Source organism: uncultured Sphingopyxis sp., from assembly GCF_900078365.1.
In the GTDB taxonomy this organism is placed as follows: Bacteria; Pseudomonadota; Alphaproteobacteria; order Sphingomonadales; family Sphingomonadaceae; genus Sphingopyxis.
Map to the genome: position 1 here is coordinate 642,820 of NZ_LT598653.1, position 13,450 is coordinate 656,269.

Here is a 13,450-nt window from a genome sequence, read left to right on the forward strand (position 1 = left end):
GGTGAAAACGCCGCACGACAGGGTGGTTCTCCTTGCGCCGGTCGCGCCGTTCCGCGGCGGCATCGCGCGACATAGTACCGCGCTTGCCGAAGCCTTCGCGGAAATGGAGGATGTGATCGTCGCGGTAGAGAGCTTTTCGCTGCTTTACCCTCGTTTTCTCTATCCCGGCGCGAGCGATCGCGATCCCGACGGGGCGTTCGGAAAAGTGCCGGCGCGATATGCCATCAGCAGCATCAATCCGATAAGCTGGTTCCGGGCAATACGCCGCATCGCCGCGCTGCGGCCATCGCTGGTCGTCATCCCCGCCTGGACTTTCTTCGTCGCGCCGATGCTCGGAACGATCGCGCGCGGGCTGCGTCGTCGCGGCATCTGCGTGGCGGCTATCGTCCACAATGTCGGCGATCACGAAGGGAGACGATGGAAGTCGCGCCTTTGCAATTGGCAACTGCGCGCGGCCGATTTCCATGTCACCCATAATGAAGCATTGGCCGAACAGGTGCGTCGCACCGAACCCGGCAGACCGGTCCTCGTCTGTCCGCATCCCGTCTATGCAGATTATCCTGCGGCGTCCGGCAACCTGCCCCGGGAATATGGACTCGAACTGCTCTGCTTCGGATTCGTCCGTCCCTACAAGGGAGTCGATGTCGCGATCCGCGCGCTGGGGGCGCTTGCCGACCGCGATGTGCGGCTGACCGTCGCGGGCGAGGTTTGGGGCGACATCGGCGAGCTGCGGCAACTGGCGACCGATTGCGGCGTAGCCGAGCGGGTGGAGTTCCTACCCCATTATATCCCCGATCAACGCGTGGCCGATCTGTTCGCGCGCGCCGATGCGGTCGTCGCGCCCTATCGCTCGGTAACGGGCTCGGGCGTGCTTGCGCTGGCCGCGCATTACTGCCGGCCGGTCGTCGCGAGCGATCTCCCCGGCCTTGCCGAAGCCATCGACCATGGGCGCAACGGCTGGTTGTTTCCCGCCGCCGATGAAGCGGCGCTCGCCAACCTTCTTGCCAGGGAGGTCACGCGCGACCGCGCCGCCGGGCTTGCTGCCGCCATCGCCGCTGACAAGGGCGGAAAGAACTGGGCCGAGTTCGCGCGGACAGTGTTGCGCGGCTCGATCCTCTAATCCCCCAGATCGACCTGATGCCGCTGGGCCCATTCGGCATACTGCCCCCGCGGGTCGGCCGCGGGCTGGGCGAGGATCGCGGGCATGTCGGCGCGCAGCGCGCCGAGGTCGAGCGAACGGATCATCGCCTTCACCGGGCCGACGCCGGCGGGAGTGATCGACAGGCGCTCGATGCCGACGCCGAGCAGCGCCATGGCTTCCAGCGGCCGTCCGCCCATCTCGCCGCACACGCCCAGCGCGACCTTCGACCCCGCCACGATGCGGACGACGCGCGCGAGGTAGCGCATCACGACGGGGGATAGCCAGTCGTAACGCTCGGCGAGCCGCGGGTGCGCGCGGTCGGCGGCGAAGAGGAATTGCGTCAGGTCGTTGGTGCCGATCGACAGGAAGTCGAGGTGCGGGAGCATCAGGTCGAGCGTCTCGACCAGCCCCGGCACCTCGAGCATCGCGCCATAGCGGATCGCCACCGGCAGCTTCCTGTTGTGGCTCGCGAGCCACGCGCGCTGGGCGACGAACAGCGCGCGCGCGGCTTCATATTCCCACGGCTCCGACACCATCGGAAACATGACGTGGAGCGTGCGTCCGGCGGCAGCCTCCATCAGCGCGCGCGCCTGAACCTTGAGCAGCCCCTCGCGTTCGAGCGCGAGGCGCAGCGCGCGCCAGCCCATCGCCGGATTTTCCTCCTGCGCGCTGTCGCCGACGTTCATATAGGGCAGCGCCTTGTCGCCGCCGATGTCGACGGTGCGGAAGATCACCGGCCGGTCGCCCGCCGCGTCGAGCACGTCGCGATAGAGCCGCTGCTGGCGATCGCGCGACGGCAGGGTCGCCGACACGAGGAACTGGAATTCGGTGCGGAACAGCCCGATGCCGCGCGCGCCGGTCAGGTCGAGCGCGGCGACATCCTCGCGCAGCCCCGCGTTGATCATCAGCTCGATCGGGACGCCGTCCTTGGTGACCGCGGGCAGGTCGCGTAGCGCCGCGAGATTGGCGCGGCGTTTCTGCGAAATCTCCAGCTTGGCGTCGAACGCGTCCTGCACCGCCTGCGTCGGGCGGACATGGAGCTGCCCGGCGCCCGCGTCGAGCAGCAGCAGGTCGCCTTCGCGGATCGAGGTGCGCACGTCGTTGACGCGGCCGATCACCGGCACCCCCATCGCGCGCGCGACGATGATGACATGGGCGGTCAGCGACCCTTCCTCGAGCACGACGCCCTTCAGGCGGCGGCGGTCATATTCGAGCAGTTCGGCGGGGCCGAGGTTGCGCGCGATCAGGATCGAATCCTGCCGAAGGCCCATCTGCGCCGCGGTGCCCATCTGCCCCGACACGATACGGATCAGCCGGTTCGACAGATCCTCCAGATCGTGCATGCGGTCGCGCAGCAGCGGATCGTCGATCTGGCGCATCCGCATCCGGGTGCGCTGCTGGACGCGCTCGATCGCCGCCTCGGCGGTCAGCCCGCTGTCGATCGCCTCGTTGATGCGCCGCGACCAGCCCTCGTCATAGGCGAACATCTTGTAGGTCTCGATGACCTCCTCATGCTCGCCGCCGACGCCGAAATCGGCCGAACTCGCCATGCGGTCGATCTGCTCGCGCATCTTGTCGAAGGCCGCGTACACCCTATGGCGCTCGGCCTCGGTATCGTCGGCGACCGTATGCTCGATCGTGATGCGCGGCTGGTGGAATACCGCCACACCGGCGCCCATGCCGTCGACCAGCTTCTGCCCGTTCAGCCGCTGCGCCGACTGGTCGGTGGCGGCGGCGTCGGTGCGGGCGGCGGTGTCGACCAGGTCGGCATTGGCGATCAGCTCGGACAGCACCATCGCGACGGTCTGCAGCGTCTCGATCTCGATCTCTTCGTAACGGCGCGGATCGCTGTGCTGGACGCACAAGACGCCGACCGCGCGCTCGCGGCGGATGATCGGCACCCCGGCGAAGCTGTGGAACAATTCCTCGCCCGTTTCGGGGCGATAGGAAAAGTCGGGGTGCGCGGCGGCTTCGTCGAGGTTCAGCGTCTCGATCTGCTCGGCGATCGTGCCGACCAGCCCTTCGCCGAGGCCGAGCCGGGTGACGTGGACCGCCTCCTGCTTCAGCCCGCGCGTTGCATAGAGTTCGAGCGTGCCGTCGCGCAGCAGATAGATCGAGCAGACTTCGCTGTCGAGGCATTCGCCAATGATGCCGACGACCTGATTGAGCTTGCCCTGCGCGTTGACGCGCGACGCCATCACCTCGTGCAGCCGGGTCAATATGGTGCGCGCGGACTGGGCGGCCGAAGACGGCGGGGGCGGGGCGTTGGTCATCGCAATCCTGCTAACAGAAGGATGCGGCGCGCGCCAATAGCCCGCGTGCGATTGTCCGTTCTATTCCTGTGCGGCGCGAAATTCCGTCATTGGCTTTCGGCAGGGGTCGCCGGGGCCGCCGCCAACCCGCCCGGCGTGGTGCCGGTCGTGATGGCGGGGCCGATGGGGATCGCCGGGGCCGGCGTCGTCATCACTGCCGGCGGCGGCGCATATTTCGCGTCCCAGGCGATCACGTCGGCCTGATATTGGGCATAGGCCTCGTAAAAATCCTTGAACGGTTCGTCGAGCCGCGCGAGGTGCGCGGGCGCCTGTTCGACGAGCTGCGCGCTCGGGGTCGTCGAGACGATCTGCGCGATCTCGTTGGCGCGCGCGCAGAAAGCGCGCTGCGCGGGCGGCTGCGCGAAATAGTTGAACAATTGCGTCGACAGGCGGTCGCGCGGCGCGATGCCGTTGTTCTTATTTTCCTTGCCGAGCTCCTTGATCACCGATTTCTCGGTCGATTTGATCACCTTGCCGTGCGTCTTGATGATGTTGTTATAGGCCGAAACCAGCGTCGATTCCTCGACGCCGCGGCACCCGATGGCGGCGACGTTGAGGCCGATCTTGAGCTGCCAGAAGGCACGGTCGCCGGTCACGCCGCTGTTCGCGGTGACGAAGCGCCCGTCGATCCCGCGGCCGGGCAGGATCTGCGTCAGCGAGGCATTGCCGGGCGGCAGCGGCCGCGGCGGGATGGTGACCACGACCGGCGGGGGCGGGGGCGGCGGGGGCGGCGGGGGCGGCTTCGGCGCACAGGCGGCGACGCTCGCCAGCAGCCCGGCCACGATGATCTTACGCGACAAATTCATGATCCACTCCCCAACCGCATCACCATGCGGCATCAACCCCGAGCGTGCAACGCGGCTTCGGCCTGTTGCACCAGAGATGCGACAATTGCTGCCGCGCTCTCCTCTTCGGATACCATACCGACAGATTGCCCTGCCATTAACGACCCATTTTCGACGTCGCCGTCGATGACGGCGCGGCGCAGCGCGCCCGCCCAATAATGCTCGATCTCGAGCTGCGCTTCGGCCATGTCAACCGCGCCCGCGTCGAGCTTGTTCGCGACCTCGCGCTGCTTCGCGGTGAAGGCTTCGGTCCCGGCATTTTTGAGCGCGCGGACCGGAATGACGGGCAGGCGCGGGTCGATCTGGACGCTCGCGACCGCCTCGCGCGCCGATGCGCGCAGGAAGGCCTTCTTGAAATTGGGATGCGCGATGCTCTCGGTCGCGCAGACGAAGCGCGTGCCGAGCTGGACGCCCGACGCGCCCATCTCCAGATAGGCGGCGATCGCCTCGCCGCGGCCGATGCCGCCGGCGACGAACACCGGCACTTCGTCGGCCAGCGCCGGCAGGATTTCCTGCGCCAGCACGCTCGTTGACACCGGACCGATATGGCCGCCAGCCTCCATCCCCTCGATCACCAGCGCATCGACGCCCGACCGGACGAGCTTCTTGGCGAGCGCGAGCGTCGGCGCGAAACAGACGACCTTCGCGCCCGACGCCTTGATCGCCTCGAGGCTGCCCTTGGGCGGCAGCCCGCCCGCGAGCACGACATGGCCGACATCATGCCGTGCGCACACCTCGATCAGCTCGAACAATTGCGGGTGCATGGTGATCAGGTTGACGCCGAAATTGCGCTTCGCCAGCGCCTTGGTCCCGGCGATTTCGGCATCGAGCAGCTCGGGCGTCATCGCGCCGCACGCGATGACGCCGAAGCCGCCGGCATTGCTGATCGCGCTGACCAGATGGCGTTCGGAAACCCAGCTCATCGCGCCGCAGAGGATGGCATAGTCGCTGCCGAGAAGGTCGGTCCCGCGGGCCATCAGATCGTTAATTTTGCTCATTGAGGCTGCCTTTGCCAGCACTGCGACTCGCGCGCAATCCCCCGCGTCGCCCAGCCTGTCAGCCCGCCGCACGCCTGAATCTGTTGGGCGCTGCAACCGAACCTTTCGGCGCAAAAAGCAAATCAATCATTGTCAACTAAATTACTTGGCATATGCTTACCCGGCGAATCCAAAAGGGAAAGGAATATCGATGAGTCTTTCGGAGGAAGCCGCCAAAAGCGGCCCTGAACCGGCACGCCGCGCCATCCAGACGGTGCTCGACGCGCTCGACAAGCTGAAGTTCGGCGCGATCCAGCTGACCGTCCACGAAGGGCGGCTGGTGCAGGTCGATGTGACCGAACGGCACCGCTACCCCAACTGATTTCAACCACTCCCAGCGGGGATATTCCCCACACCTGAATGCCGCAGACCGGACCACCGGATGTGGCAATTTTCTTGCATCTTCAAAGCAACAGGAAATTGTCATGACCTCAAAATATCCGTCTGCCCGCCGGCGTGTGCCGGCCAGCCTCCTCACGCTTTCCTTGGCTCTGGCGATCGCCGCGGCCCCCGCCGGTGCGGCGGAAACCGCCGATGATGCCGCCGTCGATGCCGCCGCCGATGCCGCCGCACAGGTCGAGGGCGGCAGCTATGGCGGCGAGATCCTCGTCACTGCGCGCCGCCGCAGCGAAACCGCGCAGGAAGTGCCGATCGCCATTTCGGTCGTCGACGGCGAACAGATCGACAATACGGGCAGCTTCAACGTCGGCCGTCTGACCCAGCTCACGCCGACGCTGCAATTCTACTCGTCGAACCCGCGCAACACGGCGGTCAATATCCGCGGCATCGGCGCGCCCTTCGGCCTCACCAACGACGGGATCGAGCAGGGCGTTGGCATCTATGTCGACGACGTCTATTATTCGCGCGTCGCCTCTTCGACCTTTGATTTCCTCGACGTCGCGCAGATCGAGGTGCTGCGCGGGCCGCAGGGCACGCTCTACGGCAAGAACACGACGGCAGGTGCGATCAACATCACGACGAACCAGCCGACCTTCGATTTCGAGGGCAAGGCCGAAGTCAGCATCGGCAACCTCGATTTCAAGCAGGCGAAGGCCGCGATTTCTGGGCCGCTGTCGGACCAGCTTGCGGCGCGCATCGCGGTCTCGTCGACCAGCCGCCGCGGCACGATCTACAATGTCACGACCGACCGCCATATCCAGAGCCAGGACAATATCGGCATTCGCGGCCAATTGCTCTGGCGGCCGACCGACACTCTCGACATCACGCTCGCCGGCGACTGGAACAAGCAGGAGGCGGTGTGCTGCGGCTCGGTTTTCGTCCGCACCGGTGAGACGCAGCGGCCGCTGAATCGTCAGTTCGCCGCGCTGGCCGCGGCGCAGGGCTATGCCTTTCCCAGCGAAAATCCCTATGATCGGCTCACCGACCTCGATGCCAATCTGAATGCGGGGAACGAGATCGGCGGCGCGTCGCTGCGCATCAAATGGGATGTCGGGCCGGGCACGCTAACCTCGGTGACCGCGTGGCGCTATTGGGACTGGCAGCCCGAAAACGACCGCGACTTCACCGGCCTGCCGATCGTCACCAGGTCGCAGAATCCGTCGCAGCAGGACCAATATACGCAGGAGCTGCGCTACAATTACAGCGGCGACCGCGTCGATTTCGTCGTCGGGGGCTTCTATTATTACCAGCGCATCGACACGCAGGGCACCGAAGGCCATGGTTCCGCCTCGAGCCGCTGGACGATCAATCCGTCGAATCCGCTGTCGAACGACCCGTCGGTGCTCGACGGGCTGACCGCGATCAACACGCAATATCTCAAGAATACGAGTGCGGCGCTGTTCGGCCAGCTCAGCTGGAAGGTCACCGACCGGTTGACGATCCAGCCCGGCGTCCGGGTGAATTACGACAAGAAGGACGGCTATTACCGCCGTCTCGTCTTTGCCGGCGACGGGTCGCCGGTGACGGCGGACCTGACCGATGCGGTGTCCGCCGCCCGGCTCGCCGTCTTCTCGCCGCAGGAATATGCGCCGTCGTTCAGCGACTGGAATTTCAGCTACGACCTGACCGTCAACTACAAGGTGACGCCCGACATCCTTGTCTATGCGACCTATGCAAAGACGTTCAAATCGGGCGGGATCAACCAGAATGGCGTGCCGCGGGACGCTGCCGGCGATCCGCTGCTCGCCGCGGCGACGATCAAGCCCGAATCGGTCAATCATTACGAAGCGGGGCTAAAGAGCGAATTCTGGGATCGCAAGGCGACCTTCAACCTCGCGATCTTCCGCACCGACATCAAAAATTATCAGGCGAATGTGAACAACGGGCAGTTCGGCGTGCTGCGCGGCTATCTGGCGAACGCCGGCAAGGTGCGGACGCAGGGGGTCGAGGCCGATGTCTCGATCCGGCCGAGCGAGCGGTTCCGCGCCTATGGGAGCGGCGCCTATACCGACGCCAAATATGTGAAGTTCGTCGACGCGCCATGCCCGCCCGAGCTGGCGGGCGGCACCGACAGCCCGCCGAACTGCGACATTTCGGGCCAGCGCCTGCCCGGCGTGTCGAAATGGGCCCTGTCGTTCGGGGCGGAGGTCAATGCGCCGTCGTCGCTGTTCGGCGAGGACGGGCAATTCTACTTCGGTTATGACGGAAGCTACCGGTCGAACTTCTCGTCGAACGCGACCCCGTCGCTCTACACTTGGGTCGATGGCTATTCGCTGTCGAATTTCCGCGCCGGTTTTCGCGCCGAACGCGGCATCGACCTCTTCCTGTGGGTCCGCAACGCCTTCGACCAGAATTATATCGACCAACTGTTCGTCGGCCCGGGCAACACCGGCCTGATCACCGGCCTGCCGGGCGATCCACGAACCTGGGGCGGGACGATCAAGGCCAGCTTCTGATCCGCGCCCTGCCGGTAAATGAAAAGGGCGGCCCGCCCAAAAGACATGGGGGGCCGCCCTTTCTCATGCAGGCTGGTCGTCAGCGCTGCTGCGGGTTCTTGTTCCGGTCCTGATCGGACCGCTGGCCGCCCTGCTGGCGATCCTGGCCGCCCTGCTGCTGCTGCTGCTGGCGGCGTTGTTGCTCGTCGCGATCAGCTTGCGGGTTCTTCTGGTTCTGCTGGTTGGGGTTGTTAGCCACTTTCCATCTCCTTTGCCGCGCCATGCCATCATGCCGCGACATCGGATCAACCCGTGGCCGGTCCAGATGTTCCTCCCTGTAGCCGGGGCGTGGCAAGGGCGGGACGGGAGCCTCTTGTCGTGCAACTCTCGCGCGCTTGATCGGTTCATTCGATGACTGAATTCAGCTTATTCGGTTATGTCGATGGGGAAGCGCGGCATATCCTTCCCCGGTCAGAACGAAAGGATGGCGCCATCGACTCGACGCCCGGCCATGCGTCATGCGCCCGTCATTCCGCGGCGTCACGATCCGGCATTCCATAAAACGAACGAGGCCATAAAACCGAACGAGGCCAAAAACCGAACGAGGAGAGACTGCATGAACGACCCGACCCCCATCGATCCCGCGGGCGGTTGCCCGGTCCACCAGCCCGGCGGCGTCCGCGCCTTGCTCGGCCGCACCAACAAGGACTGGTGGCCCGAGATGCTGGCGACCGAGATCCTCAACCCCAACGGCCCGTCGAACCCGATGGGCGAGGATTTCGACTATGCCGCGGCGTTCAAGTCGCTCGACTATCAGGCGCTCAAGGACGACCTGACCGCGCTGATGACCGACAGCCAGCCCTGGTGGCCGGCCGACTATGGTCATTACGGCCCCTTCTTCATCCGCATGGCGTGGCATGCCGCGGGCACCTATCGCACCGCCGACGGCCGCGGCGGCGCCAACAGCGGGCAGCAGCGTTTCGCGCCGCTCGACAGCTGGCCCGACAACGGCAATCTCGACAAGGCGCGGCGCCTGTTGTGGCCGATCAAGCAGAAATATGGCAACAAGATCAGCTGGGCCGACCTGTTCATCCTGACCGGCAATGTCGCGATCGAAAGCATGGGCGGCCCCGTCTTCGGCTTCGGCGGCGGCCGCGCCGACGTCTATGAACCCGAACGCGACATTTATTGGGGCAGCGAGGATAAGTGGGTGAACGAGGGGGTGCAGACGCGCATCGCCCCCGAGCACGGCATGCACGAACTCGAAGGCCCGCTCGCCGCGATCCAGATGGGCCTGATCTACGTCAATCCCGAAGGGCCGGGCGGCAATCCCGATCCGCTCCAGTCGGCGCGCGACATCAAGGCGACCTTCGAGCGCATGGCGATGGACCATGAGGAGACCGTCGCGCTGACCGCCGGCGGCCACACCTTCGGCAAGGCGCACGGCAATGGCGACGCGTCGCTGCTGGGTCACGCGCCCGCCGGGGCCGACCTCACGGCGCAGGGTTTCGGCTGGGTCAGCAGCAACCAGAGCGGCGTCGGCGAACATGCCGTGACCAGCGGGCTCGAGGGTGCGTGGGTCAACACGCCGACCCAATGGAGCGAGAATTATTTCCGCCTGCTGCTCGACTATGAATATGAGCTGGTGAAATCGCCCGCCGGCGCGCAGCAATGGCAGCCGATCGACCAGAAGGAAGAGGATATGGCCCCCGCGGCCTGGGACGCTTCCAAAAAGGTCCCGACGATGATGACCACCGCCGACATGGCGCTGAAGGTCGATCCCGAGCTTCGCAAGATCAGCGAGAAATTCCGCAGCGACCACGAAGCGTTCAAGGACGCCTTCGCGCGCGCCTGGTTCAAGCTGACCCACCGCGACATGGGACCCAAGGTCCGCTACCTCGGCCCCGAAGTGCCCGCCGAAGATCTGATCTGGCAGGATCCGATCCCCGCCGGCGCCACGCCATCGGACGCCGAGGTCAAGGCGGTGAAGGAGAAGATCGCGGGGTCCGACCTGACGGTCAGCCAGTTGGTCAAGACCGCCTGGGCCTCGGCCAGCACCTATCGCAAGTCCGACTATCGCGGCGGCGCCAACGGCGCGCGCGTCCGCCTGTCGCCGCAGAAGGACTGGGAGGTCAATGAGCCCGCGATGCTCGCCCAGGTGCTGGGCACGCTCGACGGCCTGCGCGGCAATCTGTCGATGGCCGACGCGATCGTGCTCGGCGGCGTGGTCGGCCTTGAGAAAGCGATCAGGGACGCGGGCTTCAATGTCGCGGTCCCGTTCACCGGCGGCCGCGGCGATGCGACGCAGGAGCAGACCGACGCCGACAGCTTCGCGGTGATGGAGCCCGAGGCCGACGCCTTCCGCAACTATCTCGGCAAGAAGAAGCTCGCGGTGAAGACCGAGGAGATGATGCTCGACCGGGCGTCGCTGCTCGGCCTTTCGGTGCCCGAGATGACGGTGTTGATAGGCGGCCTGCGCGTGCTCGGCGCCAATCACGGCGAGCGCGGCCACGGCCATTTCACCAAAAGGTCGGGCCAGCTCACCAATGATTTCTTCGTCAACCTGCTCGACATGACCAATGTGTGGAAGGCGGTCGAGGGATCGGACGATCAGGAATATGTCGCCACCGACCGCACCAGCGGCGGCGAGACCTGGCGCGCGACCCGCGCCGACCTGATCTTCGGCTCGAACTCGGAACTGCGCGCGGTCGCCGAGGTCTATGCGCAGTCCGACAACGGCGAAAAGTTCGTCAAGGACTTCGTCAAGGCGTGGACCAAGGTGATGAACGCCGACCGTTTCGACCTCGCCTGATCGCCCGCCCCGGTCCCGCATCATGCCGCGGGACCGGCGGCGGCCAAGGACGACGGGTCGCGACCCGCCCCCGGGGACATGGGCCCGGGGGCGGGTCTTCTTTTGGGGCCCATGCACCTGGCAGAGGGTGGCGGGCGTCACGGCGGTTTTGGGGCGGGGAGCAGGCGTTACCTCAGAACGTCGCCCCCGCGAAGGCGGGGGCCGCAATCGGCCTTTTCCTGCGTCGCCGCATAAACCGGCAGCGGCCCCCGCCTTCGCGGGGGCGACGGCTTATTCCGCTACCTGCCGTTCGCCACCCACCAATGTTAACGACGTAAATTTCTGCTTGACCCTGCGCGGCGGAGCTACGATGTTTACAACGATAACATTGAGTCGCGAAAAGGATGCGTCATGCGAACCCTCTTCTATGCCATCGGGCCGATGCTGTTCGACTCGCTCGGCATCCTCGTCTTTGCGGTGCTTCTGGTTGCGGGGGCGGGCATCGTTCCCGCGACGGTCGCGGGCACCGTCGTCGCGCTCGCGGTCGTCGGTTATGAACTGGCGCGGGGCAGGAAGGTCGCGGCGCTGCAATGGATCAGCCTCGCCTCGGTGCTCTTCACCGCCGCGGCGACCTTGTTCACCGGCGATCCGCGCTTCGTTATGGCGAAGCCGACGATCGTCTATCTGATCGTCGGCGGCGTGATGCTGCGCAAGGGCTGGCTGGGTCGCTATATCCCGCCCGAGCAGCTCGCGATCGTCGGCGACGTCATGGACCGCTTCGGCATGATCTGGGCGGCGCTGATGTTCATAAGCGCGGGGCTGAACCTGATCATCGCGCTCTTCTTCACCGCCTGGTGGCCGCTGTTCATCGGCATCTTTCCGCTGGCGTCGAAATTCACCCTGTTCGCGATCCACATCGCGGTGGTGCATATGATCACCCAGGCGCGGCTGCGCCGCCGCGCGGGCGGCGAGCTGCAGCCGCTGGCGGCCGAATAGCCCGGAGATTACCCTGCCGAGGTCAAGGCGTCCTTAGCCCCTCCCCTGAAGGGGAGGGGCTTGATCCCGTCCAGACCGAACAGGTCCTACTCCGCGTCGAGCCCGTACGCCGTATGCAGCACCCGCACCGCGAGCTCGGTCTCGTCCTCGTCGATCAGCACGCTGACCTTGATCTCGCTGGTCGAGATCGCCTGGATGTTGATGCTGCGATCGGCCAGCGCGCGGAACATCGTGCTCGCGACCCCCGCGTGGCTCTTCATGCCGACGCCGACGACGCTGACCTTCGCCACCTTGTCGTCGCTGATGATGCGGTTGAATCCGATCTTGTCCTTCGCGCCTTCGATCAGGTCGATCGAGCGGAGGAGGTCGGTGCCCGGAACGGTGAAGGTCACGTCGGTCTCGCCCTTTTCGCGGCCGACGTTCTGGATGATCATGTCGACGTTGATCCCGGCCGCGGCGAGCGGGCCGAAGATGTTGGCGACCGCGCCCGGCTTGTCGGGGACGCGCGTGACGATGATCTTCGCTTCATTCTTGTCGTGGGCGATGCCGGTGATCAGCTGCCGTTCCATCTGATGTTCCTCTATTTCCTCGTCGCTGACGATCATCGTGCCTTTTGCGGGAGCCGCGTCGCCCTCGACGAAGCTGGAGAGCACCTGCACGCGCACGCCCATCTTCATCGCGAGCCCGACCGAGCGCGTCTGGAGCACCTTGGCGCCGACGCTCGCGAGTTCGAGCATTTCCTCATAGGTGACGAAATCGAGCTTGCGCGCGCGCGCGACGATGCGCGGGTCGGTGGTGTAGACGCCGTCGACGTCGGTGTAGATGTCGCAGCGGTCGGCCTTCACCGCGGCGGCGACCGCGACCGCGCTGGTGTCCGAGCCGCCGCGGCCGAGCGTCGCGACGCGGCCGTCGTCCATCATGCCCTGAAAGCCGGGGATCACCGCGACTTCGCCGCGTCCCATCGCGGCGGTCAGCGCGCCGGTGTCGATGTCGATGATGCGCGCGCGGGCGTGCGCTTCCTCGGTGCGGATCGGGAGCTGCCAGCCGAGCCAGCTGCGCGCGGGCACGCCCATCGCCTGCAGGGTCAGCGCGAGCAGGCCCGAGGTGACCTGCTCGCCCGCCGCGACGACGACGTCATATTCGGCGGGATCGTAGCGCGGGTTCGCCTCGCGGCAGAAATTCACGAGCCGGTCGGTTTCGCCCGCCATTGCGGAGACGACGACCGCGACCTCATTGCCTTGCGCGACCTCGCGCGCGACGAGCTTCGCCACGGTGCGAATCCGCTCGGTGCCCGCCATCGACGTGCCCCCGAATTTCATCACGATCCGCGCCATCTCGCCCCGCTTTCCTGATCTGGTTTCGGCCGCAACTTTCCCTTGGATTTCCGCGGCGCTCGCGTCGTTACGGAAGGGGGAGGGCGATGGCAAGCGTGAGAACCTATGCGCGCGATAGAATTTCTTGCATGGCGCGAGGCGCGGTGCCACATCGCGGGGC

The 13,450-nt window shown here is 65.9% G+C and carries 10 protein-coding genes; 5 read left to right on the forward strand and 5 right to left on the reverse strand.

Annotated elements, in window-relative coordinates:
- Position 1: 1 nt before the first annotated feature.
- Positions 2 to 1,120: a glycosyltransferase gene (locus tag QZL87_RS02890; protein ID WP_295323530.1), complete on the forward strand. Its 1,119-nt coding sequence runs from the start codon at positions 2 to 4 to the stop codon at positions 1,118 to 1,120.
- Here QZL87_RS02890 and ptsP read toward each other — a convergent pair.
- The 3 genes from ptsP to QZL87_RS02905 all read right to left on the reverse strand — a co-directional run bounded on the left by ptsP (position 1,117) and on the right by QZL87_RS02905 (position 5,296).
- Positions 1,117 to 3,414 (reverse strand): phosphoenolpyruvate--protein phosphotransferase, encoded by a 2,298-nt coding sequence (gene ptsP, locus QZL87_RS02895; RefSeq protein ID WP_295323532.1) that lies wholly within the window; start codon positions 3,412 to 3,414, stop codon positions 1,117 to 1,119. The genes QZL87_RS02890 and ptsP overlap by 4 nt on opposite strands.
- An 86-nt stretch (positions 3,415 to 3,500) precedes the next feature.
- Positions 3,501 to 4,259, reverse strand: a complete 759-nt coding sequence (locus QZL87_RS02900) for a hypothetical protein (protein WP_295323534.1) — start codon at positions 4,257 to 4,259, stop codon at positions 3,501 to 3,503.
- Between the two features lie 32 nt (positions 4,260 to 4,291).
- Positions 4,292 to 5,296: a nitronate monooxygenase gene (locus QZL87_RS02905; protein ID WP_295323536.1), complete on the reverse strand. Its 1,005-nt coding sequence runs from the start codon at positions 5,294 to 5,296 to the stop codon at positions 4,292 to 4,294.
- 190 nt (positions 5,297 to 5,486) lie between these two features.
- Here QZL87_RS02905 and QZL87_RS02910 point away from each other — a divergent pair, with 190 nt between their 5' ends.
- Both QZL87_RS02910 and QZL87_RS02915 read left to right on the forward strand, forming a co-directional pair.
- Positions 5,487 to 5,657 (forward strand): YezD family protein, encoded by a 171-nt coding sequence (locus QZL87_RS02910; protein ID WP_136173657.1) that lies wholly within the window; start codon positions 5,487 to 5,489, stop codon positions 5,655 to 5,657.
- Positions 5,658 to 5,760: 103 nt separating this feature from the next.
- Positions 5,761 to 8,190 (forward strand): TonB-dependent receptor, encoded by a 2,430-nt coding sequence (locus QZL87_RS02915; protein ID WP_295323537.1) that lies wholly within the window; start codon positions 5,761 to 5,763, stop codon positions 8,188 to 8,190.
- 79 nt (positions 8,191 to 8,269) lie between these two features.
- On the opposite strand, the gene QZL87_RS02920 is transcribed toward QZL87_RS02915, so the two are convergent.
- Positions 8,270 to 8,428, reverse strand: a complete 159-nt coding sequence (locus tag QZL87_RS02920; protein WP_295323539.1) for a hypothetical protein — start codon at positions 8,426 to 8,428, stop codon at positions 8,270 to 8,272.
- Between the two features lie 357 nt (positions 8,429 to 8,785).
- Here QZL87_RS02920 and katG point away from each other — a divergent pair, with 357 nt between their 5' ends.
- Both katG and QZL87_RS02930 read left to right on the forward strand, forming a co-directional pair.
- Positions 8,786 to 10,981, forward strand: a complete 2,196-nt coding sequence (katG, locus tag QZL87_RS02925; protein WP_295323541.1) for a catalase/peroxidase HPI — start codon at positions 8,786 to 8,788, stop codon at positions 10,979 to 10,981.
- 390 nt (positions 10,982 to 11,371) lie between these two features.
- Positions 11,372 to 11,956, forward strand: a complete 585-nt coding sequence (locus QZL87_RS02930; RefSeq protein ID WP_295323543.1) for a septation protein IspZ — start codon at positions 11,372 to 11,374, stop codon at positions 11,954 to 11,956.
- Between the two features lie 86 nt (positions 11,957 to 12,042).
- Here QZL87_RS02930 and QZL87_RS02935 read toward each other — a convergent pair whose 3' ends face one another.
- Complete coding sequence (locus tag QZL87_RS02935; protein WP_295323546.1) at positions 12,043 to 13,290, reverse strand: aspartate kinase; 1,248 nt, start codon at positions 13,288 to 13,290, stop codon at positions 12,043 to 12,045.
- Positions 13,291 to 13,450: the final 160 nt, after the last annotated feature.